General features: G+C 64.0%; 25 protein-coding genes and 2 pseudogenes. 18 read left to right on the forward strand and 9 right to left on the reverse strand.

Annotation, left to right across the window (positions count from 1 at the left end; translation table 11 throughout):
* Positions 1-18: 18 nt before the first annotated feature.
* From I6F24_RS35000 to I6F24_RS35025, 6 genes and pseudogenes are all read left to right on the forward strand, one after another.
* Positions 19-630 carry a DUF1285 domain-containing protein gene (locus tag I6F24_RS35000; RefSeq protein ID WP_225147874.1) on the forward strand — a complete coding sequence of 204 codons (612 nt, stop codon included), beginning with the start codon at positions 19-21 and terminating at the stop codon, positions 628-630.
* Between the two features lie 2 nt (positions 631-632).
* The gene (locus I6F24_RS35005; protein ID WP_057026264.1) at positions 633-1,304 is read left to right on the forward strand and encodes a CoA pyrophosphatase; all 672 of its coding nucleotides are present in this window, start codon (positions 633-635) and stop codon (positions 1,302-1,304) included.
* Complete coding sequence (locus tag I6F24_RS35010) at positions 1,301-1,564, forward strand: DUF6111 family protein (protein ID WP_036013774.1); 264 nt, start codon at positions 1,301-1,303, stop codon at positions 1,562-1,564. The genes I6F24_RS35005 and I6F24_RS35010 overlap by 4 nt, the downstream gene beginning before the upstream one ends.
* Positions 1,565-1,574: 10 nt before the next feature.
* Entirely contained in the window at positions 1,575-2,831 is a 1,257-nt protein-coding gene (locus tag I6F24_RS35015; RefSeq protein ID WP_225150176.1) for a CCA tRNA nucleotidyltransferase, read from the forward strand.
* A 64-nt stretch (positions 2,832-2,895) separates the two neighbouring features.
* A pseudogene (locus I6F24_RS37840) lies at positions 2,896-3,016 on the forward strand (sulfite exporter TauE/SafE family protein); the annotation flags it as partial.
* A gap of 211 nt (positions 3,017-3,227) precedes the next feature.
* On the forward strand, positions 3,228-4,073 hold the full coding sequence (locus I6F24_RS35025; protein ID WP_225150178.1) for an outer membrane beta-barrel protein: 846 nt from the start codon (positions 3,228-3,230) through the stop codon (positions 4,071-4,073).
* A 181-nt stretch (positions 4,074-4,254) separates the two neighbouring features.
* Here I6F24_RS35025 and I6F24_RS35030 read toward each other — a convergent pair whose 3' ends face one another.
* Positions 4,255-4,941, reverse strand: a complete 687-nt coding sequence (locus tag I6F24_RS35030; protein WP_225150180.1) for a glycosyltransferase family 29 protein — start codon at positions 4,939-4,941, stop codon at positions 4,255-4,257.
* Positions 4,942-5,070: 129 nt separating this feature from the next.
* Between I6F24_RS35030 and I6F24_RS35035 the strand changes: the two are divergent.
* Positions 5,071-5,409 (forward strand): annotated as a pseudogene (locus I6F24_RS35035) (cupin domain-containing protein); the annotation flags it as partial.
* A 64-nt stretch (positions 5,410-5,473) separates the two neighbouring features.
* Here I6F24_RS35035 and I6F24_RS35040 read toward each other — a convergent pair.
* Positions 5,474-5,677: a DUF2158 domain-containing protein gene (locus I6F24_RS35040; RefSeq protein WP_036024831.1), complete on the reverse strand. Its 204-nt coding sequence runs from the start codon at positions 5,675-5,677 to the stop codon at positions 5,474-5,476.
* A gap of 102 nt (positions 5,678-5,779) precedes the next feature.
* Positions 5,780-6,829 carry a hypothetical protein gene (locus I6F24_RS35045; protein WP_225150184.1) on the reverse strand — a complete coding sequence of 350 codons (1,050 nt, stop codon included), beginning with the start codon at positions 6,827-6,829 and terminating at the stop codon, positions 5,780-5,782.
* Positions 6,830-7,088: 259 nt separating this feature from the next.
* Here I6F24_RS35045 and I6F24_RS35050 point away from each other — a divergent pair, with 259 nt between their 5' ends.
* The 5 genes from I6F24_RS35050 (at position 7,089) to I6F24_RS35070 (ending at position 14,042) form a co-directional block, all read left to right on the forward strand.
* On the forward strand, positions 7,089-7,472 hold the full coding sequence (locus I6F24_RS35050; protein ID WP_225150186.1) for a hypothetical protein: 384 nt from the start codon (positions 7,089-7,091) through the stop codon (positions 7,470-7,472).
* 327 nt (positions 7,473-7,799) lie between these two features.
* On the forward strand, positions 7,800-9,224 hold the full coding sequence (locus I6F24_RS35055; protein ID WP_225150188.1) for an efflux RND transporter periplasmic adaptor subunit: 1,425 nt from the start codon (positions 7,800-7,802) through the stop codon (positions 9,222-9,224).
* A 6-nt stretch (positions 9,225-9,230) separates the two neighbouring features.
* Positions 9,231-12,350, forward strand: coding sequence for an efflux RND transporter permease subunit (locus tag I6F24_RS35060; protein ID WP_225150190.1), 3,120 nt, complete (start codon positions 9,231-9,233; stop codon positions 12,348-12,350).
* A 30-nt stretch (positions 12,351-12,380) separates the two neighbouring features.
* Complete coding sequence (locus tag I6F24_RS35065; RefSeq protein WP_225150192.1) at positions 12,381-12,752, forward strand: hypothetical protein; 372 nt, start codon at positions 12,381-12,383, stop codon at positions 12,750-12,752.
* A 306-nt stretch (positions 12,753-13,058) separates the two neighbouring features.
* Positions 13,059-14,042 carry a tripartite tricarboxylate transporter substrate binding protein gene (locus tag I6F24_RS35070; RefSeq protein WP_225150194.1) on the forward strand — a complete coding sequence of 328 codons (984 nt, stop codon included), beginning with the start codon at positions 13,059-13,061 and terminating at the stop codon, positions 14,040-14,042.
* 291 nt (positions 14,043-14,333) lie between these two features.
* On the opposite strand, the gene I6F24_RS35075 is transcribed toward I6F24_RS35070, so the two are convergent.
* The 4 genes from I6F24_RS35075 to I6F24_RS35090 are packed head-to-tail and all read right to left on the reverse strand — an operon-like array spanning position 14,334 to position 17,092.
* Entirely contained in the window at positions 14,334-15,068 is a 735-nt protein-coding gene (locus I6F24_RS35075) for an HAD family hydrolase (protein WP_225150681.1), read from the reverse strand.
* A 5-nt stretch (positions 15,069-15,073) separates the two neighbouring features.
* Positions 15,074-15,961, reverse strand: coding sequence for an oxygen-dependent coproporphyrinogen oxidase (gene hemF, locus I6F24_RS35080; RefSeq protein ID WP_225150682.1), 888 nt, complete (start codon positions 15,959-15,961; stop codon positions 15,074-15,076).
* A 20-nt stretch (positions 15,962-15,981) separates the two neighbouring features.
* Positions 15,982-16,614, reverse strand: a complete 633-nt coding sequence (queE, locus tag I6F24_RS35085) for a 7-carboxy-7-deazaguanine synthase (RefSeq protein ID WP_225141493.1) — start codon at positions 16,612-16,614, stop codon at positions 15,982-15,984.
* A gap of 10 nt (positions 16,615-16,624) precedes the next feature.
* Positions 16,625-17,092, reverse strand: a complete 468-nt coding sequence (locus I6F24_RS35090; RefSeq protein ID WP_225141495.1) for a tRNA (cytidine(34)-2'-O)-methyltransferase — start codon at positions 17,090-17,092, stop codon at positions 16,625-16,627.
* 279 nt (positions 17,093-17,371) lie between these two features.
* Here I6F24_RS35090 and petA point away from each other — a divergent pair, with 279 nt between their 5' ends.
* The 6 genes from petA to I6F24_RS35120 all read left to right on the forward strand — a co-directional run bounded on the left by petA (position 17,372) and on the right by I6F24_RS35120 (position 24,131).
* Positions 17,372-17,902: a ubiquinol-cytochrome c reductase iron-sulfur subunit gene (gene petA / locus I6F24_RS35095; protein WP_036006265.1), complete on the forward strand. Its 531-nt coding sequence runs from the start codon at positions 17,372-17,374 to the stop codon at positions 17,900-17,902.
* Between the two features lie 62 nt (positions 17,903-17,964).
* Positions 17,965-20,037 carry a cytochrome b/c1 gene (gene fbcH, locus I6F24_RS35100; protein WP_225150196.1) on the forward strand — a complete coding sequence of 691 codons (2,073 nt, stop codon included), beginning with the start codon at positions 17,965-17,967 and terminating at the stop codon, positions 20,035-20,037.
* Positions 20,038-20,274: 237 nt separating this feature from the next.
* Positions 20,275-20,949 (forward strand): dienelactone hydrolase family protein, encoded by a 675-nt coding sequence (locus I6F24_RS35105; RefSeq protein ID WP_225150198.1) that lies wholly within the window; start codon positions 20,275-20,277, stop codon positions 20,947-20,949.
* A gap of 4 nt (positions 20,950-20,953) precedes the next feature.
* Positions 20,954-21,115 carry a hypothetical protein gene (locus I6F24_RS35110; protein ID WP_157784007.1) on the forward strand — a complete coding sequence of 54 codons (162 nt, stop codon included), beginning with the start codon at positions 20,954-20,956 and terminating at the stop codon, positions 21,113-21,115.
* Between the two features lie 301 nt (positions 21,116-21,416).
* Entirely contained in the window at positions 21,417-23,582 is a 2,166-nt protein-coding gene (locus I6F24_RS35115) for an anthranilate synthase component I (RefSeq protein WP_225150200.1), read from the forward strand.
* A 9-nt stretch (positions 23,583-23,591) separates the two neighbouring features.
* Complete coding sequence (locus I6F24_RS35120) at positions 23,592-24,131, forward strand: adenine phosphoribosyltransferase (RefSeq protein ID WP_036006280.1); 540 nt, start codon at positions 23,592-23,594, stop codon at positions 24,129-24,131.
* 236 nt (positions 24,132-24,367) lie between these two features.
* Here the strand turns inward: I6F24_RS35120 and I6F24_RS35125 are convergent, their stop codons facing one another.
* Complete coding sequence (locus tag I6F24_RS35125) at positions 24,368-25,036, reverse strand: hypothetical protein (RefSeq protein ID WP_036006282.1); 669 nt, start codon at positions 25,034-25,036, stop codon at positions 24,368-24,370.
* Positions 25,037-25,096: 60 nt separating this feature from the next.
* Positions 25,097-25,849 (reverse strand): hypothetical protein, encoded by a 753-nt coding sequence (locus I6F24_RS35130; protein WP_036006284.1) that lies wholly within the window; start codon positions 25,847-25,849, stop codon positions 25,097-25,099.
* Positions 25,850-25,962: the final 113 nt, after the last annotated feature.

Raw genomic sequence — 25,962 nt, forward strand, 5'->3', positions numbered from 1 at the left:
ACAAAGTCAGGGCAAACCATGGCGAACCAAGGGCAGAGCGCCGATCGGGGTCTCGAGGGACTGACTGCCGCCGCCAAAAGCGCTGCCAATGCCGAAGGCGCCAAGAAGGGCCTGCCTCCGGTGCATCTGTGGAATCCGCCGTTTTGCGGCGATCTCGACATCCGAATCGCCTCCGATGGTACTTGGTTCTACATGGGGACGCCAATCGGGCGTCCCGCCCTGGTGCGGCTGTTTTCGACCATTCTCAAGCGCGAGGGCGACAAGCATTTCTTGGTCACGCCGGTGGAGAAGGTCGGTATCCGCGTCGACGATGCGCCGTTCATGGCGGTCGAGATGCAGAAGGACGGCGAGGGCAGCCATCGCGTGCTGCACTTCCGCACCAATGTCGACGACTGGGTCACCTGCGACGCGGCGCACCGGCTGCGCTTCGAGCAGGCTAGGGATGGCGGGCTGACGCCCTATCTGCACGTCCGCGCGGACCTCTGGGCCAAGGTGACGCGCGCGCTCTATTACGATCTGGTTGACATGGGCGAGGAGCGGATGGTCGATGGCCAGCCGATGTTCGGTGTCGAGTCGGCCGGCGAGTTCTTCGCCATGGCCGATGCGGAGCAGGTGAGGGCGGCGCTTTGAATTTGAACAACCCTATCCTGACGAACGAGCCGGTCGCGCTTGGCGCTGCGGATTTCTTCGCCCGCTCCAAGGCGAGGCTCGGCTTCGACGTGCCGCCCGGCCTCTATGATCCCAACATCATCCCCGCCTCGGGCGATCCCGGCACCGACAAGATGCTCGAGATCATCGCGCGCGAGCAGCCGGTGCGTCCCGCAGCGGTCCTGATCGCGGTGGTCGACCATCCCGAGCCCACCATCCTGCTGACGCAGCGCTCGGCGCATCTCAACGACCATGCCGGCCAGATCGCCTTTCCCGGCGGCAAGATCGACGCGATCGATGCCTCGCCGCTCGATGCGGCGCTGCGCGAGGCCGAGGAGGAGGTCGGGCTGGCACGCGACTTCGTCGAGCCGCTCGGCTATCTCGATCTCTACGGCACCGCTTTCGGCTTCCGCATCCTGCCGACGGTTGCCAGGGTCAGGCCGGGCTTTTCGCTCAGCATCAACCATTCCGAGGTTGATGATGCCTTCGAGGTGCCGCTATCCTTCCTGATGAATCCGGTGAACCACCAGGTGCACAGCAAGGAATTCCGCGGCACGCCGCGGTCCTACTACGCGATGCCGTTCGCGGAACGCTACATCTGGGGGGCGACGGCGGGCATGCTGCGTGTGCTGTATGAGCGGATCTATTCGTCATGATCCGGACGGTTCTGACCGAGATCGGAATCTTCCTCATCCCCTTTGCCGTCTATGCGCTGTTCCTGGCGGCGACGCGGTCCGGTGTGTTCGCACGCTCCTCATGGCCGGTCGCGATCGTCGCGCGTCTTGCGCTGGTGGCGATCGTGCTGGTCATCGCCGGCCTCATCGGCTTGGCGGAGTTCTCCGGCGCGCCGCCGGATTCGACCTACGTCCCCGCCCATATCGAGGACGGCAAGCTCGTGCCGGGCACGGAAAAGTAGGGGCGGGTCCATGAGCGCGGAGCCTTTACTCGCCGATGCGCCCTGGCTGACCGCAGGCGGCACCGCGCGCGTCCTGGCGCTGCTCGGCACCCATGGCGAGGAGGCGCGGGTGGTCGGCGGCGCCGTGCGCAACGCGCTGCTCGGCCTTGCGCCGGGTGACATCGACATCGCGACCACGGCGCTGCCCGACGAGGTGATACGGCGGGCCAAGGCTGCCGGCATCAAGAGCGTGCCGACCGGCATCGACCACGGCACGGTCACGCTGGTGATCGATGCCCACCCCTATGAAGTCACGACGCTGCGCGAGGACACCGAGACCTTCGGCCGCAAGGCCAAGGTCGCGTTCGGCCGCGACTGGGTGAAGGATGCCGAGCGGCGCGACTTCACCATGAACGGCCTGTCGGTCGATGCACGCGGTGTGGTTTACGATTATGTCGGCGGCATCAACGACGCCAAGGCGCGGCGCGTGCGCTTCATCGGCGATCCCGACCAGCGCATCGCCGAGGATTACTTACGCATCCTGCGCTTCTTCCGCATCCATGCCGCCTTCGGCGCCGGCGATCCCGACCCGGACGGCTATCTCGCCTGCATCCGCCGACGCGCGGGCCTGGCCAGCCTGTCGGCCGAGCGGGTGCGCATGGAGATGCTCAAGCTGCTGGTCGCCGGTGGTGCGGCTGCGGCCGTGCGAGCCATGGCCGAGGGCGGATTGCTGCAGGCGTTGACTGGCGGCGTCGTCTATACGGGTCCCCTGGACACGATGATCGCGATCGAGCGCGAGCTCGGCCTCAGCCCCAGCAGCACGCGGCGCCTGGCCGCGCTCTCGGTCGCCGTCACCGAAGACGCCAAGCGCCTCGCCGTGCGCCTGCGGCTCTCCAATGCCGAGGCCAAGGCGCTGGATTCGATGGGGCACCGCTGGTGGCGCCTCGCCACCAAGGACGAAGCCAATGCACGGCGCTTGCTGTACCGGCTCGGGCCCGAGAGCTATCACGATCGCGTATTGCTTGGCTGGGCACGCAACGGCGGCGACGTCACCTCGATACGCTGGCGCGCGCTTGCCGAGCTGCCGCAGCGCTGGACCGCGCCGAAATTTCCGCTGAAGGCCGCCGACTTCATCGCCCGCGGTCTTGCCGAAGGACCTGCGCTCGGCCATGTGTTGGCGCTCGCCGAAGACGCCTGGCTCGCGGCGGATTTCCCGCTGGAAGAAGCCGCGCTCGCCGCGCTCGCCGATCAAGCCGTGGCCCGCATCAGAGGCGACCAGAAAGATTGACCATCGTCTCGGGCTTCGCCGATATCTCGCTTCTGCAGCTTCTGCTTCGGTATGGCCGTGCCCGGCGTTCTTCGCCAAGGCCTTCGTCGATGCCGGTGCACATCCGCACCGCGATCCTCGATGCCGCCGTGATCACCGGCGGGCTGGTGATGATCTCGGCAGCGGCGAGGCAGCTCGTGGTCTAACGACGCCGGCTGAAATGGCGTTCTTGGCGTCTGAGGAGCATCTGATGTCGCGAAAATCTGGCGGCGTCGTGTCAGGCGAACTTCGCGCGCACAAACCGTGTTCCGCAGTTCCACGCTGTGTCGCCGACGCTACAGCAATATTGCGAGACCACCTCTATACCTTCGCTCAAGCGGTGCCGCCTTGTCACGCGCACAGCGTTCGAGGGAAGTCATGAAATCCATTGTCTCCAAATCCATCGTCTCTGCTGCCCTTCTGGCCTCGGCTGTGTGTCTCTCCCACGCCGCCTCCGCGGCCGATCTTGCCAGGGCCTACACCAAGGCGCCGCCCGCGCCGGTCGCATTCAGCTGGACCGGTTTTTACGCCGGCGTGCATGGCGGTTATGGCTGGAGCGATCCGACGGCGACCTTCGATCCCGGCGCGCTCGCAACCGGGACGGTGCCCGGCTATGTCGTCACGGGTGGCACTGGGCCGTTCACCCTGGATGTGAGCCCCAAGGGCGGATTCGGCGGCGGCCAAATCGGCTATAACTGGCAGTCCGGCACGTTCGTGTATGGTCTGGAAGCGGATGTCAGCGGCGCTGCCATCAGGGAAACGGCGAGCCGCCCCTTCAGCGTCACCGGAACGATCGGCGGCGACAATGGCGCCTTCACCGGCGTGTTCAATCTCAAGCAGGAAATCGATGTCTTCGGCACGATCCGCGGACGTCTCGGATACGCGGCGAACAATTTCTTGATCTACGGTACCGGTGGCTTCGCCTGGGGCCACGTCAAGAACAGCATCTTCACCTCCGATCTCGCCACGCCGAACATTGCCAATTTCAACGGCTTCTTCCCGGCCCTGACGCGAAGCGCGTCATCGTCCGACGTCCAGGTCGGCTTCTCCGCGGGTGGCGGCCTTGAATGGGCTTTCGACCCGCGCTGGACGTTCAAGGCCGAGTACATCTACATCAATCTCGGAAAGTCGAACGGCAATGCTCTTGCATTCCCCGGCGCGTCGTTCACGGACACCGAGGTTCAGCTTCATACGGCCAAGGGCGGTATCAACTATCGGTTCTGATCCGATCGGCATCAGCTCGTAGGAGGGTTTCGCCGTTGCGAAACCCTCGCCTCGATCCATGTCGTCATTTGCTCACCGCCGGTGCGGTGAGCAGCATCGTCAGCCGACAATCCGGCCAGCTCTCAGGCAATGCCGTCATCGCAAGCCCTCATTGCCATTGACAGCGCTATGCAGCAGCCCGTCAGGGCGCGCGAACATCAAGTCTCGTTATCGCCCCCCGCTGCACAAGCTGACTGAAATAATCGACTTCCCGAGCGTACGCGTGATTGTCATACTGGTCGGCTTGCTGCGGATCCCAGTAGTAGGTACTTGACTGGAAGCCATCAAAGCCCAAAGCAAGCAGCTCCGCATCTGGGTAAAGATGGCGCGCGAGCGACAGTGCTTTCAGACCTGTAGTTGGCTGTACAACTTTGCCGTCTTTGCCGATCATGATCCCCGCGCGTTCAAAATCCATTGCGCGCACCAGATCAATCATCAATGACTGGCTGAAATACCGCACGGGACCTGAAACGACCGCTTCCAGTGCACGAGCGTGGATTTCAGAAGACGCCTCCTCCGGAAGAAGATCGAGATGCCACCTCGTCAGGTATTCCAGCTCGAAGCCCTCGTACTCCGTGGCCATCCTCGTCCATGACACGGGATCTGGAAAGGCGAACCACAGACACTGGCCGGTTCGCCATTGGTCGTCCCGGCCGGCGATCCTGGTCCAACTATTGACCATGTGGATATCGAGGCGCGAACCGATGGATTCCTCATAACCGTTGGTCCGGAACTCGTTGATGCGAACGACTCGATCGCACCTGTCAATCAATGGTCCAAGCTTCATTTTGAGCGGACCACCGCCATTTCCGACAATTGCGATCCTCATCCATGGTGCTCCTTGAAGGCGTCATATGAAGCTACCAAAGCACGTCGTGCTATCCCTTCCAGGAGCGTAACCCGTCACCATATGAGCTGGAAGTCTTCACCTGAGGAAACGCGATGAAAGCCCCCCGCAAATCTCGCCGAGAAGCTCGCAACGTTCACCGATCGCTTCTCCCCGCGCACGGTGGCGACCTATAACGACAACGACATCATGGTGGCCAAGCTCGAGGGGCCATTTCATTGGCACAAGCACGAGGACACGGACGACTTCTTTCTCGTGCTCAGCGGGACGCTGGACATCGAGCTGCGGGACCGCACGGTCACCCTCAACCCCGGCGAGGTTTTTGTCGTGCCGAAGGGCGTCGAACACCGGCCGGTGGCGCGTGGGGAAGTGCACATCCTCTTGATCGAACCGACGGGGACGCCGAATTCCGGAGACAAGGCCACGGCGGCGCCTCGTATCCTCGTCTGATCAACCCCGCGCCCGTCATCAAGGGAAGCGCTCGGCTCGCACGAGAATGCAGTCCGAGAAGTGCCTACTCCTCGTCATCATCTTCGTCTTCGTCGTCCTCGTCGTCTTCTTCCACCTGCACGAGCACGGCGAGCGGCAGCGTCTCGCGGAACAGGTCGCCTTCCATGCCCATCCACAGGCACAGCGCCTCGTTCTCCTTCACCTCCGCGACGGTCAGCGGCTGACCGCCGGATTTCAGCATCACGACATCGCCGGCCTTCAGATCCATGGATTGTCCTTTCGGTTGATCGACACGGCCGACGCTAACAGGCCGTCATGACAGGCCGATCACGCCGGCTACCGGTGCCGGAAGGTGTCTCCGCGGTACGGCTCAGCTGCGCTCGCTCGTGACCGGCTGGTTCGGCAGGCACTGGTTGCTGAAATAGCCGATGGCATCGCGCGCGAGCGGAACATGGCAGAAGAAGCCGGTGGGGCGGTATCGCACCCTGATGCGATCCAGCTGCGCCATGGTCAGCGTCATGAACGCGTCCAGCCGGCGGGCCTGAAGCTGTAGCCTGTGCTCATTGCTGTCGCGTGGTTTGTCGAGCTTGCGATCGTTCGGCACGTCGTTGCCGGAGGCCGGAGCTTGCAACGCATTCGGTCCGCCGCGGAGCACCTCGAAGCAATGGTGCATCACCAGGACGTGGTGCTTGGCGCTCCACCAGTTGATGGTCACGACCTTCTGCAACGCATCGATCTCGCCATCCGCCCGCCTGGCACAGAGGTTGACGTAGGATTTGAGCCCATTGGCCGTCGGGTCGTTGCACAATTCGTCGCTGGGGCGTCCAGGATCGGCGCCATTGAAGATCGCACCCTTGAACTGCGGAAGGTTGGCGTCGGAATCGCAATCGAAGTTGTACTTGGTGAGCAGCGTTGCCGTCAGGGGATCCTGGTCAAGCGTGTGCTCTGCGGCCGGATCGCGCCCGAGGTCGCTGGGCCAGTCGATGTAGATCTCCGCCTTGCGCGCAAAGATGGCGCCGTTCCGCCGCAGCGACGTGCGCGCCTTCCAATAGTCCGAGAACGAGCCGAATGTCTTGGAGTCCACCGGAATGAAAGCGGGGCTTGCCTGCGCCTTCAGCGAGCCGAACTGCTCGCGCAGCATGGTCTCCTGCTGGATCTGCACGTCGGCGAAGGCGTCCGAGATCTCGAGAAAGGTGTCGGTCGCCTTCTGCATGTCCGCCTTGGCCTGCTCGCCGACCTTCTGTTCATAGGAATTCAGGTACTGGAAATATCCGCCCAGGAAGCCGGTCAGCACGGTCACGGCCGTCAGTCCCTTGGTGACCGAGAGGCGGCTGTCCCAGGATTGAATTCTCTGCCAGATACCCGCCGCCTTCACCGGGGATCGCGTGCGCGCTGTCTGCTTCGGAAGGTCCTGCTCCATTGTCGCCTCCAACTCACCACGCCCCATGGCACGAGGCTACCGCAATCCCGGATTGCGGCTTGTGAAGCATTTCACTTCAAGTAAGGCAGGCGGGCTGCCGGATATCGGGCGGCGGTAGCTCCTCGATCGAGCGGGGAGGGTGTCTGGACCACCTCCCACGCGATGCGAACGTCGCCTTGAATTCGCGGTCGGCATCGCCTAGTTTTTCGGCGTGCCGCACGGTGTCCGCCACCATCTTCGTCAACTCGCCAGAACGGCCATGTTCGTGGCGATTTTTGCGTTTGTGCTTCAGGCGGCCCTGATTTCGGTCTCGCAGGTGAAGGCGGCTGTTGGCGCCATTCCGATGCCGTCCGTCACGCTCAGCGGTTCCCTGCATTTCCACGATCAATTGGCCGGCCACGTGCATTCCCACGCCGGCGACGACGCGGAAGGCCACGTCCATGACGGGCCGGATCACGATGAGGACGGCACTCCCGGCGTGGCCTGGGATATGTTTGGCACCTCGATCGCTTCAGCGCAGGTCGTTCACCTGCTCAGCGTCTTCGAAGTGCTCGGCGCCATGGACCTGCCGCTCGCGCGGGCCATTGTCGGGGTGCGCCCCGACGGACTCGTCCGGCCACCAAGTACCTTCAGCATCGCGTAGTCCCGGCGGCGCTTCGGTCGCCGCCTTTTCGCATGTCTGAAGGATCTTTCGATGTTGATGAATCAGCGCTGCCCGAAAGGGCGGCTCGCAGCTCTTGGGCTGGCTGGCGCTTTTTGGTTGGCGAGCCTGGTCTTTGGCTTGTCGGGCGCCTTTGGCCATGAGGGGCACGATCACGGCGACGCCGAGAAGACGGCGGTCGTGTCCTCAGCCTATCCGAGGATTGCCGCGCGCTCCGAGCTCTACGAAGTCGTCGGCATCCTGAAAGAGGGCAGGCTGTCCGTCTTCATCGATGATGTCGCGACGAACGAGCCGGTCTCGGACGCCGCCTTGCAGGTCACGATCGGCGATTCTGCCCCGATCGAGGCATCGAGCCAGGAGGACGGCGTCTACACCGCCCCGATTCCGAACGGCACGCCGTCCGGATCGGTCGAGGTGATCTTCTCGATCAGCGCTAGCAGGGGAAATGATCTGCTGGTCGACTCGTTCATACCGCGTGCAGAGGCCCGGCCCGCGGAGCACAAGCACGAGCCCGGCTGGCTTCTATCGAACCGAGCCGCCATCGCCGCGTCCGCGCTCGCCGCCTTGGGCTTCGGCGGTCTCTTCTCCTATTGGAGGCGTCGTGGCCGCTTCATGGCGGCCTCGACGTCCGCCGTGATGGCGGGGGCTTTGGTCATTCTCGCCGCCATCATGTTCGGCGAGGGCCGGACTAATGCAACGCAACCAAGTCCGCCGGATGTTCCCGCGCTGAGCGATGCCCCGCGCCGTCTGCAAGACGGCACCGTCTTCGCGGCCAAGCCGACGCAGCGTCTGCTCGAGGTACGAACCGCTGCAGCCGAGCCGCAGACGATTCACCCCGCCGTCACCCTGATCGGCCGTGTCATGGCCGACCCCAACCGCAGCAGCATCGTGCAGAGCATCTACGGCGGCCGCGTGGTTCCCGGCGATGACGGCATCCCCCGCATCGGGCAAACCGTCCGCAAGGGCGATCTGCTCATCCGGATCGAGCCGCATCTGCCAATCGCCGACCGCACGACGATCCTCGAGAAGGTCGGCGAGATCGAACAGCTGATGGCGATCACGGACAACAAGCTGCGACGTCTCCGGCCGCTGGCCGAACGCGGCGCGGTGCCGCAAGGGCAGGTCAACGACCTCGAAAGCGAATTGGAGGGTCTGCGGGCGCGCCGCGAGACCGTTCGCAATTCCCGCACCGGCTTCGAGGAACTGCGGGCATCGACCGATGGCATCATCACCTCAGCCAAGGTCGCGCCGGGCCAGGTCATACAGCCCCAAGACGTCCTGTTTCAGATCGCGGACCCAAGCAGTCTTTGGGTCGAGGCGCTCGCCTATGACGAAATCGGCTTGAAGCAGCCTGAAGCCGCAACGGCAATGGCTCCGAACGGGCAGCAGATTGCGCTGAGCTTCGTCGGGACGAGCCGGGCGCTGCGCCAGCATGCGTCCGTGGTTCAGTTCGCCATTCCGGAGCCACCAGCAGGTCTCAACATCGGTCAGCCGTTGAATGTGATGGTCCAGGCCGGAGCGCCCGTGTCTGGCCTGGTCGTGCCGCGCAATGCCGTCGTTCGAAGCGGCAACGGTGAGAATATCGTTTGGCTGCACACAGAGCCCGAGCGCTTCGAGCCGAGGCCGGTTCGCGTGGTGCCGGTGGACGCAGCCCGCGTGATCGTGGCCGCCGGTGTCAACGAAGGCGAACATATCGTCGTGCGCGGCACCGACCTCATCAACCAGATCCGGTAGCCGACCATGTTCAAGCTCATCGTCCAGACAAGCTTGCGCAATCGCCTATTCGTGCTGGCGGTCGCCGCCGTCCTGGTCGGCTACGGCCTGTTCGTCCTGCCGAGCGTTTCGGTCGACGTCCTGCCTGACATCAACCGCCCGACCGTCAACATCCTGACCGAGGCAGAGGGGCTGGCGCCCCAGGAGGTCGAACAGCTGGTGACGTTCCCGATCGAGACGTCGATGAACGGCATGCCCGGCGTCATTCGCGTGCGCTCGGTCTCGGGCGTTGGTCTGTCGGTCGTCTATGTCGAGTTCGACTGGGGCGTCGAAATCTACCGCGCCCGGCAATTCGTCTCCGAGCGGCTGGCGCTGATCCGCGAGCAATTGCCGTCCGCGGTCAATCCCCAGATGGGCCCGGTGACCTCGATCATGGGCGAGATCATGCTGATCGCGCTGACGAGCGATGGCACGGCTTCACCCATGGACGTGCGCGAGATCGCCGACTTCGTCGTCCGACCGCAACTCCTCGCCATTCCCGGCGTCGCCCAGGTGATACCCATCGGCGGCGAGGTCCGCCAATATCGCGTGACGCCGAACGTCGCCACCATGCAGGCACTCGGCGTCACCCATGATCAGATCGAGCAGGCGGTCGCAAGGTTCGGCACCAACAGCGGCGGCGGCTTCGTCGACCAGCATGGCCGCGAATATCTGATCCGCAATGTCGGTCTCACCAGGCGTATCGAGGACCTCCGCAACACCGTCGTCGTCAACCGCGGAGAGCAGCCGATCCTGCTGAAGCAGATTGCCTCTGTGGATTTTGCCGCGCGGACCAAGCGCGGTGACGCAGGATATAACGGCAAGCCCGCCGTCATCGTCAGCGTCATGAAGCAACCGGCTGCGGATACCGTAGCACTGACGCGCAATGTTGAATCAACGCTGCGGGAGCTGCAACGCACTATGCGCGGGGGCATCAGCGTCACCAACGTGCAGTTCCGGCAGGCCACCTTCATCGAGACCTCGATCGGCAATGTCGAGCGCGTCCTGATCGAGGCCGCGATCGTTGTCGCAATAATCCTGTTCGTCTTCCTGATGAACGGTCGCGCTGCGTTCGTCTCGCTGACGGCCATTCCAATATCGATCCTGGTGACGGTCCTGGTGTTTCGCGCTTTCGGCCTCACGATCAACACCATGACGCTGGGCGGCCTCGCCATCGCGATCGGCGAGCTGGTCGACGATGCCGTGGTGGACGTCGAAAACATCCTGCGGCGCCTGCGGGAGAACGCTGCGTCGAGCACCCCGCGCCCTGCTCTCGACGTGATCTCCGGCGCGAGCCAGGAGGTTCGTTCCAGCATCGTCTATGCAACGATGATCATCGTCCTCGTCTTTGTGCCGCTGTTCGCCCTTCCGGGAATCGAAGGGCGGCTGTTCACGCCGCTTGGCGTCGCCTATGTGGTCTCAATCCTGGCTTCGCTGCTGACCTCGATCACGGTGACGCCGGTGCTGTCCTATTATCTGCTTTCGGGACGAGCTCATTCAGGTGACCGCGAGAGCTTTGTCGTCACGAAGCTGAAGCAGGCCAATCGGCGGGTGCTCGGCTGGGCCTTCCAGCGGCAGGGTTTGGTGCTGGTCTTCGTCGCCGCTGCGGTCGCGGTGGCAGGCTATGCCGCGAGCCAGATGCCCCGCAGCTTTCTTCCTCCTTTCAACGAGGGGACGCTGGTCCTGTCGCTGCAGTACAATCCAGGCATTTCGCTCGCGGAATCCAACCGTCTTGGCCTATTGGCGGAGCAGTTGCTCGCAAAGGTGCCCGAGGTGAAATCGGTTGGACGCCGCACCGGCCGCGCCGAGCTGGATGAACACGCCGAAGGCGTGCACTACAGCGAGATCGATGTCGATCTCACACCGTCCAAGCGCCAGAAGGCGAACATCTATGCGAGCATCCGGGAAGCCCTGTCCGCGCTGCCGGCGTCGCTGGCCATTGGACAGCCGATCAGCCACCGCCTCGATCATCTCCAGTCCGGTATTCGTGCCCAGATCGTGCTCAAGATCTTCGGCCAGGACATCGAGATGTTGCGGCGGCTGTCCGAAACGGTGCGCCAGCGTCTATCGACGATCCCGGGTCTGGTCGATCTCCAGGTCGAGAAGCAAGTATTGATTCCGCAAGTGCGGGTTCAAATCGACCATGCCCGCGCCGCGCTTCACGGCCTGACGCCGGCTGCGGTCACCCAGGCACTCGACGCGCTGTCCAATGGCCGGAAGGTCTCCCAGATCGTCGACGGCAATCGCCGTTTCGACGTCGTGATGCGCCTGTCGGAGCAAGACCGTTCGACGACGGGACTGCACAATTTGCTCATCCCGACCGGCTCGGAGTTCGTCCCGCTGAGCGCTTTGGCCGACATCGTCGAGACAGACGGGCCGAACCAGATTCAGCGGGAGGGGACCCAGCGCAGGATCGTCGTGTACGGCAACGGGGACGGACGCCGCGACATCGCCGATATCGCGGCCGACATTCAGAGGTCGGTTCGCGAGCTCGATTTCCCGCAAGGCTACACGACCAGCCTCGAAGGCGCGTTCCAGGCCCAGCAGGAGGCGATCTGGCGCATCGGCATTCTGTCGCTGGCCTCGATGGCGATGATCTTCGTCGTCCTCTACAGCCGCTACCGGTCGATCGCACTGGCGCTGATCATCATGGGAGGTATTCCGCTCGCCCTGATCGGCAGCGTCGCCGCGCTGAAGATCTCCGGGCAGCCCTTGTCGGTGGCATCGATGATCGGCTTCATCACGCTGGCCGGCATCTCGGCGCGCAACGGGATCTTGAAGATCTCGCACTACATCAATCTCGCCATCCACGAAGGCGAGCGTTTCGGGGCCGCCCTGGTCATTCGCGGCAGCATGGAGCGCCTCAGTCCGGTGCTGATGACGGCGCTTTGCGCAGGACTAGCGCTCACGCCGCTCTTGATCGGCGCGGACGAGCCGGGCCGGGAAATCCTGCACCCGGTGGCCGTGACGATCTTCGGCGGCCTGCTCAGCGCCACGGTGCTCGACACAATCGTGACCCCGATTCTGTTTCTGATGTTCGGCCAGCAGCCGCTGCAGCGGCTGGTGGCCGGACACGCCGCAACGTTCACCCCCGCGGAAGCCTATTGATGCGCGCGGACAACCACCGAGGAGCCTGCAATGAGAACTTATATCGGCCTCGCCGTGACGGCTGTGATGATCGCGACGCTGGATGTTGCCGCGGCGCAGACGAAGGGCAGCAACGGCGGTCCCGTCGTCAAGTCGCAGGGGCATCCGATCGAATTCGTCAGCAAGGGGACCGACATCGTCTTTTACGTTGGCGACGACGATGGATCGCCGCTGTCGACGAAGGATATGCGGGGACGCGCAACGGTTCAGGATGGCGGCAAGACGGTCACCGTTCCGCTTGCGCCGGCCAATCCCAACATGATGACGGGAAAGCTGCAAACCGAGCTGTCGCCGAAGGCGATCGTGGTGTTCTCCGGCAGCTTGCACGGTCATTCGTTGACCGCGAGATACGCTGCGCAATGATTGGGGCCTGAAAGACCGCGTTTGCGCCCGCAACGCGGCGGAGCTCGCGACCTACATCGCCGAGAAAGGCAAGCCGCTGCTGACGCTCGAGGTGAAGCGTGGGAGTTGAGATAACGCATAGGCAAAACTCGACAGCGCTTGGAAGAGCGAAGCGCCACCCCTCGGCAGGTTTGCACATCGGCGATTTCACCGCGACAAAGCGCCCGTGATAAATAGTGGATCAATCAATACAATCTGAGCATCAATCGGGATGGCATGAGCACGTAAAATAGGCCCTCAGAAAAATGTCGCAACGGAGGATCGACAATGGGCAATGCTACTCTTTTATCGAAGATTCGATTTGGCGCAGCTGGCATCCTGCTTCTTGCCGCAACCTCGATGGCATACGCGGCCTGGCCGGAAAGGAATATCACCTTCATCGTCCCATTCCCGGCGGGAGGCTCGTCCGACATGGTCGCGCGAGCAATCGGACAGAAGGTCTCCGATACGTTGGGGCAGCCGGTGGTCGTCGAAAACCGGTCCGGCGCAACGGGCGCTCTTGGAGCAACGGCGGTTGCCCGGGCGCCAGCGGACGGATACACCATTCTCGTCGGCTCGATCGGTGTCTATGCGACGAATCCATTTCTTCAGCCTAATCTGAAGTATGATCCTCTGAAGGACTTCGACCTTTTGACGGTCGCTGTGCGCGCACCGAACGTCCTGGTCGCCAACTTGAACTTTCCGGCAAACACCGTCGCCGAGTTGGTGGAGCAACTGAAGAAGGCCCCCGGCAAGATCACTTTTGCAAGCTCGGGTGCGGGTTCGTCCGATCATCTCACGGCGGCGCTGTTCTGGCAGCGCACTGGGACGACCGGTCTCCACGTGCCGTATCGCGGCGGGGCGCCTGCCGTGAGTGATCTCCTCGCGGGGCATGTCAACGTATCGTTTCAAAACATCAACGCCGTCATCGGGCAAATTCAATCCAAGCAGCTCAAGGTTCTCGCCATCACCGGCGATGCCAGATCCCCTCTTTTGCCCGAAGTGCCTACCTTGAAGGAACTTGGGATTGAAGGTGTCGACGTCTTTTCGTGGCAGGCGGTGGCTGCTCCGAAGGGCCTTCCTGCCGACGTGAAAGCAAAATTGCATGGCGAGATCGTTGCGGCGCTGAAGGCACCGGACGTACGCAAACGAATGGAGGATATCGGCCTCGAAATCGTGGCTAACACCCCGGAGCAATTCCAGGAGTTTCTGGTCTCTGAGTTGGCCCGCTGGAAGCGAGTCATCGAGGCCGGCAATATCACCGTGGAATAGGTTGCCTTGGGCGTGCTCGAGCCTGTCGCGGGAGGGACAAGAGCATGATCCGGAAAAGTGCGTAGCGGTTTTCCGAAAAGATCATGCTCAAACAATAAGCTAGAGCGCGATGACGATTCATCCTCATCGCATCGCGCTCTAGGGTCGATGGCAACCCTCGCGACGATGCCACAATACCCCTGTTTTGCCCGACGGGTCAGAAATTTTTCGTAAAATCGGTAAGTCCTTGATTTTACAGCAGCGCGCTACTGTGCATGGGGTTGTTTTTCGAGTCTTGTTTTGACCGGCTGATTACGGCCGGTCCGGCAGCAGTTCGCCGAGCGAGCGGATGATGCGGTCGGGCCTGACCGTCGAGCCCTCGGGCAGGCCCTCGCCATGCACGTCCATCCAGATCGCATAGATGCCGAGGCGCTGCGGCGTCACCACTTCCCATTCCAGATTGTCGCCGATCATCCAGGTGTCCTCAGCGGTGACGCCGAGCGCCTGCATCGCGTGCAGATAGGCGCGCTCCTCGGGCTTGCCGAAGCCGTGCTCGCCCTCGATCTGGATGTGGTCGAAGCGGTGCGCCAGCTCGAAGCGTTCGACCTTGGCGCGCTGCATGTCGGCGGCGCCGTTGGTGACCAGCGCGAGCTTGATGCCGAGCGCCTTGAACTGGTCGATCGCCTCGTGCGCGCCGGGAAAGACGAACATCTCCTCCTCGCGATAGGCGGTGAAGCGGTCGGCGAGGCGAATGGCGAGGTCATCGGGCAGGGCGCGGTGGCCTGCGGCCGCGAGCGCGGCGAAGCCGCCCTTCACGGTCAGGTGCCGCGCCTCGGCGAGCTTCATCCGCCACGCCGGCTCGGCATTGGCCCAGAAGTTTCGCGCGAAGGCCAGCACTGCGGTGGCGACCATCGGGGGCGGCAGCGGGGCGAGCTCTTCGGCGAATTCGGCCGTGATCGTGTTCCAGGCGATCTCGGGCCGGCCATAGGCCGACAGGATGGTGTCGTCCATGTCGATCAGCATGGCGCGGGGCAGCGGCGGCAGCATGGCGTTCATGGCCACTTCACCTCCGGCGGCAGCGACGACAGGATGGAGTCCACGTTGCCGCCCGTCTTCAGCCCGAAGATGGTGCCGCGGTCGTAGAGCAGGTTGAACTCGACGTAGCGGCCGCGTCGGATCAATTGCTCCTCGCGGTCCGCAGGCGTCCAGGCGCTCGCGAAGTTGCGCCGCACGATCTCGGGATAGATCTTCAGGAAGGCGCGGCCGACGTCCTGGGTGAAGGCGAGGTCGGCGTCCCAGTCGCCGCTGTCGTGCCAGTCGTAGAAGATGCCGCCAATGCCGCGCGCCTCTTTCCGGTGCGGCAGGTAGAAATACTCGTCGCACCATTTCTTGTACTTGTCGTAGTCGGCAACGCCGCTCGGCTGCGCGCAGGCCTGCTTCATCGCGGCATGGAAGGCAATGCTGTCGGGATCGTCCTGCGTCCGCCTTCGCTCCAGCACCGGCGTCAGGTCGGCGCCGCCGCCGAACCAGGCTTTCGTGGTGACTACGAAGCGCGTGTTCATGTGCACGGCAGGGACATTCGGATTGCGCATGTGCGCGATCAGCGAGATGCCGGAGGCCCAGAATTTTGGATCCTCCGCCGCGCCGGGGATCTGGGCCCGGAATTCGGGTGCGAACTCGCCGTGCACCGTCGAACAGTGCACGCCGACCTTCTCGAACAGCCGGCCATGCATCATCGACATCACGCCGCCGCCGCCGGCCGCGCCGGAATGGTCGGTGCGCTGCCAAAGCGTGCGCTTGAAGCGGCCGACCTCGCCCGGATAGAGGCTTTGCGGCGCGTCGTCCTCGAGCCGCTCGAAGCTCGCGCAGATGTCGTCGCGCAAGCGCTCGAACCAGGCGCGGGCGCGGGCCTTGCGGTGTTCGATCGTCGTGACGTCCATCTGCATTCGCGGGTCGCGTCCTATCTGATGCCGAGCGATTTGTGGGTCTGCACGCTGAGCCGCCATTGCGGATGGTGCAGGCAATAATCGATCGCGCGCGCGGTGTTCTCGATGACCTCAGGCCCGTCCATCGGCTGCAGCGAGAAGCGCTCGAAGGCGAGATCCTCAAATGCTTCGGGCATCGCCAAGGCCTGGGGATAGACCAGCTTCAGCTCGTGGCCCTGGCGCAGGACCAGGTCGCTGCCGCCCTTGGGGCTAACGCAGATCCAGTCGAGCCCATCAGGAGCTGCGATCGTGCCGTTGGTCTCGACGCCGATCTCGAAGCCTCTCTCGTGCAGCGCCTCGATCAGCGCGGCGTCGACCTGGAGCAGCGGCTCCCCGCCGGTCAGCACGACGTAGCGATTGGCGGCAGCCGCCGTCCATTGCGCGGCGATGGTATCGGCGAGTTCCGCAGCCGAGCCATAGCGCCCGCCGAGCGTGCCGTCGGTGCCAACGAAATCCGTGTCGCAGAACTTGCAGGTCGCATCCGCGCGGTCGGCCTCCCGCCCGCTCCAGAGGTTGCAGCCGGCAAAGCGGCAGAACACCGACGCGCGCCCGGCATGGGCGCCTTCGCCTTGCAGGGTCAGGAAGATCTCCTTGACCGCGTAACTCAAGCCTCTCTCCTCAACCTGTCAAACCTTGCGGGTTCCGGGTCTGCCGCAGCGCCTCGCCGGCGGCCATGGCTACGCTCATGGCCACATTGAGCGACCGCAGCCCCGCCTTGATCGGGATCACCAGACGCGCATCGGCCGCCTCGACCACTGCGTCGGTGACGCCGGCGCTCTCGCGCCCGAATAGCAGGATGTCCGAGCTCTGGTAATGAAAATCGCGGTAGTCGGTGGCGGCCTTGGTGGTGAACAGCAGCAGCCGGTGGCCCTGGCTTGCACGCCAGTCCTCGAATGTCGCCCAGGAGACGTGGCGGGCCAGCCTGACATGGTCGAGGTAGTCCATTCCCGCCCGGCGGAACAGGCGGTCCGAGATGGGGAAGCCCGCCGGTTCGATGATATGGGCATCGAGCCCCAGGCAGGCGCAGAGGCGAAGAATCGTGCCGGTGTTCTGGGGGATGTCGGGCTGGAAAAGTGCGATCTGCATGGGCGGCGGCGAGTTGGCTTGCGGGCGCAAAATGTCTCAATAAAACATCGCCCGCCCGGGAATTCGTGCATTGCACGCTCCCACGCCGTTAGCGGGCTTGCGCTCGCCCGGCAAGGGTGCCAATAGAACGATTCTGGACTGCTGTTTCACCCGTTTAGAGGTGAACAAGCCAAGTTCTGCCGCCGCGGGGGGCCGCGGGTGCCGGCAGCCTTTCCGGGGACCTCTTGGGCGCCCCTCGGAGCGGTTCCACCGGTAGCGCAAGAAGAAAGGGTTGGAATCGTGACGACAGCGTCTTCGGCGGACCATCCGACACGCCGTGATTTCTTATTCGTTGCAACAGGGGCATTTGCAGCAGTAGGGGGCGCGGCTGCGCTCTGGCCCTTCATCTCCCAAATGAATCCGGATGCCTCGACCATCGCCGCCGGTGCGCCGATCGAGGTCGATCTCAGCCCGATCGCGGAAGGCCAGGACATCAAGGTGTTCTGGCGCGGCAAGCCGATCTACATCAGCCACCGCACCAAGAAGCAGATCGACGAGGCGCGCGCCGTCAACGTGGCGAGCCTGCCGGATCCGCAGACCGACGAGGCCCGGGTCAAGTCGGGCCACGAGCAGTGGCTGGTCGTGATCGGCATCTGCACCCATCTCGGCTGTATCCCGATCGCTCATGAAGGCAGCTACGACGGGTTCTTCTGCCCCTGCCATGGTTCGGTCTACGATACGTCCGGCCGCATCCGCCAGGGCCCAGCGCCCACGAACCTGGCCGTGCCGCCGTACCAGTTCGTTTCCGACACCAAAATCCAGATCGGCTGAGCTTCGGACTCAAGTCCGAAGCTTCGCGCCGTCTCGTCGTACTATTTCCTCAGGATCGCATCATGAGCGGACCATCCGACTACCAGCCGAGCAATCCGGCCCTGCAATGGATCGAGCGGCGCCTGCCGATTTTTGGTCTCATCCATTCCTCCTTCGTCGCCTATCCCACCCCGCGCAACCTGAACTATTGGTGGACCTTCGGCGCCATTCTTTCCTTCATGCTCGGAATGCAGATCCTGACCGGCGTGATCCTGGCGATGCACTACACGCCGAACGCCGATCTCGCCTTCAAGTCGGTCGAGCTGATCGTCCGTGACGTGAACTACGGCTGGCTGCTGCGCAACATGCACGCGGTCGGCGCCTCGATGTTCTTCGTCGCCGTCTACGTCCACATGTTCCGCGGTCTGTACTACGGGTCGTACAAGGAGCCGCGTGAGGTGCTGTGGATCCTCGGCGTCATCATCTACCTCCTGATGATGGCGACCGGCTTCATGGGCTACGTGCTGCCCTGGGGCCAGATGAGCTTCTGGGGCGCCACCGTCATCACCAATTTGTTCTCGGCCGTTCCCTATGTCGGCGAGAGCATCGTGACGCTGCTCTGGGGCGGCTATGCAGTTGGCAACCCGACGCTGAACCGCTTCTTCTCGCTGCACTATCTCTTGCCGTTCGTGATTGCAGGCGTCGTCGTGCTCCACGTCTGGGCGCTGCACGTCGCTGGCCAGAACAACCCTGATGGCGTCGAGCCGAAGACGGAAAAGGACACGGTGCCGTTCACGCCGCATGCGACCATCAAGGACATGTTCGGCGTCGCCTGCTTCCTGCTGCTGTACGCTTGGTTCATCTTCTACATGCCGAACTATCTCGGCGACGCCGACAACTACATTCCCGCGAACCCGGGCGTGACGCCGCCGCACATCGTGCCGGAATGGTATTACCTGCCGTTCTACGCGATCCTGCGCTCGATTCCCGACAAGCTCGCGGGCGTCATCGCGATGTTCGGGGCGATCATCATCCTGTGCTTCCTGCCCTGGCTCGACACCGCCAAGACCAGGTCCTCGAAGTACCGTCCGCTCGCCAAGCAGTTCTTCTGGATCTTCGTCGCGGTCTGCATCCTGCTCGGCTATCTCGGCGCACAGCCGCCGGAAGGCATCTACGTCATCGCCGGCCGCATCCTGACGTTCTGCTATTTCGCCTACTTCCTGATCGTGCTGCCGCTGCTCGCGCGCATCGAGAAGCCGCGGCCGGTGCCGAACTCGATCTCGGATGCCGTGCTGGCCAAGACCGGCAGCCGGTCGACGCCGATGGTCTCGACCGCGATCGTGCTGGCGCTCGCCGGCTCGCTGTTCGCGGGCTCGATCGACAGCGCGAAAGCAGCCGAAGGCAGCGATAAGCCGCCAGGCAACACATGGTCGTTCTCGGGCCCTTTCGGTAAGTTCGATCGCGGCGCGCTGCAGCGCGGCCTCAAGGTCTACAAGGAGGTCTGCGCCAGTTGCCACGGCCTGTCCTTCGTCGCCTTCCGTAACCTCGCCGAGCCCGGCGGGCCCGGCTATTCGGTGGCGCAAGCCGCGGCGTTTGCATCCGAGTACAAGGTCAAGGACGGCCCGAACGATGCGGGGGACATGTTCGAGCGTCCGGGCCGGCCGGCGGACTATTTCCCGTCGCCGTTCGCGAACGAGCAGGCCGCGCGTGCCGCGAACGGCGGTGCGGCGCCGCCGGACCTGTCCCTGATCACCAAGGCGCGCTCCTACAAGCGCGGCTTCCCCTGGTTCATCTTCGACGTCTTCACCCAATACCAGGAGCAGGGGCCTGACTACGTCGCCGCATTGCTCCAAGGCTATGAGGACAAGGTGCCGGAGGGCGTCACCCTCCCGGAGGGCTCGTACTACAACAAGTACTTCCCGGGCCACGCCATCAAGATGCCGAAGCCGATCAGCGACGGCCAGGTGACCTATGACGACGGCTCGCCGACTACCGTCGCGCAGTACTCCAAGGACGTCACCACCTTCCTGATGTGGACCGCCGAGCCGCACATGGAAGCGCGCAAGCGCCTCGGCTTCCAGGTCTTCGTCTTCCTGATCGTCTTCGCGGGCCTGATGTACTTCACCAAGAAGAAGGTCTGGGCCGCCTCGCACTGAGCGGCGAAAGACGAGAAATGAAAAAGCCCCCGCAAGGGGGCTTTTTGTTGGGCTGTCATTCCGGGGCGCGCGAAAGCGCGAGCCCGGAATCCATTGCGCGGCGGAGATGGTGATGAATGGATTCCGGGCTCGATGCTGAAGCATCGCCCCGGAATGACAAGAGTGTGGATTGCGCCGCGCGCTCCCACCCGCCAAAATACCGCCAACCGATCCCCCAGAAACTCACCGGAGGACACCATGGGAACCAGCATCACCTTCAAGCGCCCGGACGGTAAGGACGCCTCGGGCTATCTCACCAATGCCGGGCGCGGCAATGCGCCGGGCGTCGTCGTGATCCAGGAATGGTGGGGCCTGTCCGATCAGATCAAGGGCCTGTGCGACCGCTTCGCGCTGGCCGGCTTCGACGCGCTGGCGCCCGATCTCTACAAGGGCAAGGTGGTGCCGTATCACGACACGGACAGCGCCAACAAGGAGATGAACTCGCTCGACTTCATGGACGCCACCACGCAGACCGTGCGCGGCGCCACGCAATATCTGTCGCGCAACGGTGCCAAGGTCGGGCTGACCGGCTTCTGCCTCGGCGGCGCCGTGACCATCATCGGCGCGACCAAGATCCCGGAGCTCGCGGCGGGCGTCGTGTTCTACGGCATCCCTCCCGAGCAGGCGGCCAAGCCCGCCGACGTCAAGATCCCGCTCCAGGCCCATTTCGCCAACAAGGACGATTGGTGCACGCCGGAGCTGGTCAACGGTTTCGAGAAGGCCATGAAGGCCGCCGGCAAGTCGCTGGAGCTGTTCCGCTATGACGCCGAGCACGCCTTCGTCAACGAGCAGCGCCAGGCCGTGCACGACCGCGAAGCCGCCGAGCTCGCCTGGGGCCGAGCGACGGAGTTTTTCAGTAAGCATCTGGGGTAGGAGCGTGAAGGACAAATCTGAAGCCGATGCGCAGTCGAAGCGTGAGGCCTTCAAGGTCCCGGAGGACCATCGCGCTGCCGTTCTTGAGGGGCTCCGCGAGGCCGATCGAGCCGAGTACGCGACCGATGCAGACATGGCCGCGCTTTGGAAGCGGTGCGGCCTCTAGTCCGTAGCCCGGATGGAGCGAAGCGGAATCCGGGGACTTTCCGATTGTGGACGAACCCCGGATTGCGCTGCGCTCCATCCGGGCTACCGCCTTGCCGCACCCTTGACGCCGCCCCCGTGCCATGGTGAGTATCCGCCCATGAGCACCGCCGTCCGCCCAGCCCGTCTTTGGTGGCGCACCTCCTAAAGAGGTGACCGGTGCGATTTCATTTCTCAAAATCGTCTGAGGTCGCCACGCAGTGCGGCGGCCTGATCGTTTGTCCTGTGTGGCGTTTCCTCGACAAGTTTCGTAAGAGGACGACATGAACAGGACAGTCTTTGCCCTCCCGGCTCGAAGCGACTACGTGACCCGCGCGGGGCTTGCGATCACGCGTGTGGCCGAGCAGTTCACCGGCGGCGCCAGCCGGCTCGACGACCTGATCAACCTGCTCGACCGCCGCCGCGGCGTGGTGCTGTCCTCGGGCACGACCGTGCCCGGCCGCTACGAGAGCTTCGATCTCGGCTTCTCCGACCCGCCGCTCAAGCTCGAGACCGTTGGCATCAATTTCAAGCTGGAAGCGCTGAACGCGCGCGGAGAGGTGCTGATCGCCTTCCTCGGCGACGTCCTGCACGAGCCCTGCGTCGTCATCTCCGAGAACACGACGACGCGCCTTGCCGGCCACATCATCCGCGGCGATGCGCCGGTCGAGGAGGACCAGCGCACGCGGCGTGCCAGCGTGATGTCGCTGGTGCGCGATCTCGTCGCTGCCTTCTCCGCCAGTGACGACGGCCTGCTCGGCCTGTTCGGCGCTTTCGCCTACGACCTCGTGTTCCAGATCGAGGACCTCGTGCAGAAGCGCCCGCGCGAGGCCGACCAGCGCGATATCGTGCTCTATATTCCCGATCGCCTGCTCGCCTACGACCGTGCCACCGGCCGCGGCGTGGTGCTCTCTTACGATTTCGCCTGGAAGGGCAAGTCGACCGAAGGCCTGCCGCGCGAGACCGCCGACAGCCCCTATCTGAAGACGCCGCGCCAGGGCTTTGCCGATCACGCGCCGGGCGAATATCAGGCCACGGTCGAGACAGCGCGCGCCGCCTTTGCCCGTGGCGATCTGTTCGAGGCCGTGCCGGGCCAGCTGTTCGCCGAGCCCTGCGACCGCTCGCCGGCCGAAGTGTTCCAGCGCCTCTGCGTCATCAACCCGTCGCCCTATGGTGCGCTGATGAATCTCGGCGAGGGCGAGTTTCTGGTCTCGGCTTCGCCCGAAATGTTCGTGCGTTCGGACGGCCGCCGCGTCGAGACCTGCCCGATCTCGGGCACGATCGCGCGCGGCCTTGATGCGATCGGCGATGCCGAGCAGATCCGCCAGCTGCTGAACTCGGAGAAGGACGAGTTCGAGCTCAACATGTGCACCGACGTCGACCGCAACGACAAGGCGCGCGTCTGCGTACCCGGCACCATCAAGGTCCTGGCGCGCCGCCAGATCGAGACTTACTCAAAGCTGTTCCACACCGTTGATCACGTCGAGGGCATGTTGCGCCCCGGCTTCGATGCGCTCGATGCCTTCCTCACCCACGCCTGGGCTGTCACCGTCACCGGCGCGCCAAAGCTGTGGGCGATGCAGTTCGTCGAGGACCACGAGCGCTCGCCGCGGCGCTGGTATGCCGGCGCGATCGGCGCGGTGAATTTCGACGGCAGCATTAACACCGGCCTCACCATCCGCACCATCCGCATGAAGGATGGCCTCGCCGAAGTGCGCGTCGGCGCCACCTGCCTGTTCGATTCAGACCCCGCCGCAGAAGACCGCGAGTGCCAGGTCAAGGCGGCCGCGCTGTTCCAGGCGCTGCGCGGCGATCCGCCGAAGCCGCTCTCGACCTTTGCGCCTGATGCCACCGGCTCGGGCAAGCAGGTGCTGCTGATCGACCATGACGACAGCTTCGTGCACATGCTCGCCGATTATTTCCGCCAGGTCGGCGCCAGCGTCACCGTGGTCCGCTATGTGCATGCGCTCGACATGCTCAAGCAGAAGAGGTGGGACTTGCTGGTGCTGTCGCCCGGCCCCGGGCGCCCTGAGGATTTCGGGATCAAGACGACGATCGATGCGGCGCTGGAGAAGAAGCTGCCGGTGTTCGGCGTCTGCCTCGGCGTGCAGGCGATCGGCGAATATTTCGGCGGCGAGCTCGGCCAGCTCACCCATCCCGCCCACGGCCGGCCCTCGCGGGTGCAGGTGCGCGGCGGACGGCTGATGCGCAATTTGCCGAACGAGATCGTCATCGGCCGCTATCACTCGCTCTATGTCGAGCGCGACAGCATGCCGGAGGTGCTCAGCGTCACCGCCAGCACCGAGGACGGCGTCGCCATGGCGCTGGAGCACAAGACCCTGCCGGTCGCCGGCGTGCAATTCCACCCGGAATCGCTGATGTCGCTCGGCGGCGAGGTGGGGCTACGTATTGTCGAAAACGCGTTCCGGCTGGATGCGCCGGTCAATTGAGAGGCACGAATGACTTTTGACCACGACATCAAGGCCAGCGTCCGCACCATCCCGGATTATCCCAAGCCCGGGATCATGTTCCGCGACATCACCACCCTGCTCGCGGATGCGCGCGCGTTCCGCCGAGCCGTGGACGAGCTCGTCAACCCCTGGGCCGGCAACAAGATCGACAAGGTCGCCGGCATGGAGGCGCGCGGCTTCATCATCGGCGGCGCGGTGGCGCATCAGCTCTCGGCGGGCTTCGTGCCGATCCGCAAGAAGGGCAAGCTGCCGCATACCACGGTGCGCATCGCCTATTCGCTCGAATACGGCATCGACGAGATGGAGATGCATGTCGACGCGGTCGCACCCGGCGAGCGCGTGATCCTGGTCGACGACCTCATCGCCACCGGCGGCACCGCGGAAGGCGCGGTCAAGCTGCTGCGCCAGATCGGCGCCAACGTGATTGCCGCTTGCTTCATCGTCGACCTGCCCGAGCTCGGCGGCGCCGCCAAGCTGCGCGCCATGGACGTGCCCGTGCGCACGCTGATGTCGTTCGAGGGGCACTGAGCGTCAACGAGGCAGAACAAGCTTCGGGGGCGGTGTGTGGGCCAAGGACGCGGTTCACCTCTCCCATAGGGAGAGGTCGGATCGCATCGATGAGGCGATCCGGGTGAGGGGTTCTGGTCTCACTGAACGCTGCGGCCCCTCACCCGGATTGCTCTGGACGATGCTTCGCATCGCCAAGCGCAATCCGACCTCTCCCCGCTGGGGAGAGGTGAACACCGAGCTCCCGATCGGATGCTTCACGACCGCTGCAGGATCAGGCTGAGCTCCAGCTCCCGGAACGCGATGTAATTCCGCCGCGTCCATTGGTGCAGCTCGGTCGAGGAGTCCTTCTCCTGGCGCAGGTAGCCAGTGAAGGAGAAGTTCAGTCGGTCGATATAGGTCTTGAGGAAACCGGGCAGCGCGGGAAGGCGGAACAGCCGGCCGCCTCCCATTGCCGGCGGCAGCTCGCCGCGGACGACATATTCGTTGTCCACCGTGACCAGGTTCATCCGCGGGATCCGCCCACGGAGCATCTCGTGGGCGCGGGCCGAGACGCGGTCGGTGTCGGCGACGAACAGGATCATCGGCGCAACGTGGCGCCGCGCCGCCTCCTTCAGCAGGCCGATCTCGTCGGTCATCTTGAAGAACTCGTCGAAGGCGTGGAAGCCGAGGTCGATCACCTTGGCAAGTCCGTCATCGACGATGACGCGGTCCATCAGCTGCATCTTGCCGAAGGTGTCGATCACGTCGGCGGTCTCGGTCACCTTCGGTAGGTAATCGAGCAGCGACGGCTCCTTCAGGTTGACGTCGAAGGCCGCGACGTTGCCGTTCTTGAGCAGCAGGAATTCGCTCAAAAGCCGCGCCAGCAAGGTCTTGCCGACCTGCGGGCGGGGCGAGCAGATGATGTAGACGGGTGTCGCGGGCATCGCCAGCTATATCAGGCCAACTCACCGCCCAATCCAGCCGTATCAGCCCGGCTTGCGCAACTATTTTTCGCTGTTGCGGCTGGCGGATTTCGACCCGACGATGTCAGTCAGGCGGATGCGGTCGTATTCGCTCCAGACATTGGCCAACCAGTGCCGGACATAACCGCGCAGCACGAAGGAATAGTTCGCGGCCTCGTCGCTGATGCCCTTGTTGGCCACGAATTTCAGGAACGGGACCGAGGAGACCTCGACCTGCTCATAGGCCATCTCGTTGAGCTTGGGGATGGTCAGCTCGGTCGCGTCCTTGATGCGGTGGAAGTAGGAATTATAGGTCGCCTGGTCCCACTGGAAGAACTGGGTGTCGTTGATGAAGTTCTTCACCAGGAAATATTTCGCGCCCCCCATGAAGCCTGCGGTCTCCGCGATCTCCTCCAGCGAGGCGATCGAGGGTCCGAGGATGTGGAACACGGCGAAGGTGATCTGGCCGGCCTTGGCGGCGTCGAGGAAGCCGATGTCGCGCAGCGAGGCCAGCGCCGGCGAAAGCAGGCCGGCGCGGACGTCGATCACGGTGACCGAAGGGCTGACAGCGTTGAGCGTGTCGAAGATCTTCATCTGATCGGCCGTCGTCGTCATGTCGACGATCTCGGTGATGTCGGGGTGGAAGCGCTTCAGGGTTCCGCGCGGCGACTCCGTGTCGAACGCCCGCGTCGGCACGTTGTTGGCCGAGAAATAATCGAGCAGGGTGCGCGATACCGTGGTCTTGCCGACCCCGCCCTTGTCCGCGCCCACCACAACCACTGCCGGCTTTGCCATTGCTGTCCCCTAACGCGCGCCCCCGATCGCGAGGTCGCAATCGGCCGGGCCCCAAATCGATGTCCCGAAAGACGTCCCGAGTCTGCTGTTGGGCGCGAACATGGCAGAAACAA

This window comes from Bradyrhizobium sp. BRP23, from assembly GCF_020194135.1.
Taxonomy (GTDB): Bacteria; Pseudomonadota; Alphaproteobacteria; order Rhizobiales; family Xanthobacteraceae; genus Bradyrhizobium; species Bradyrhizobium yuanmingense.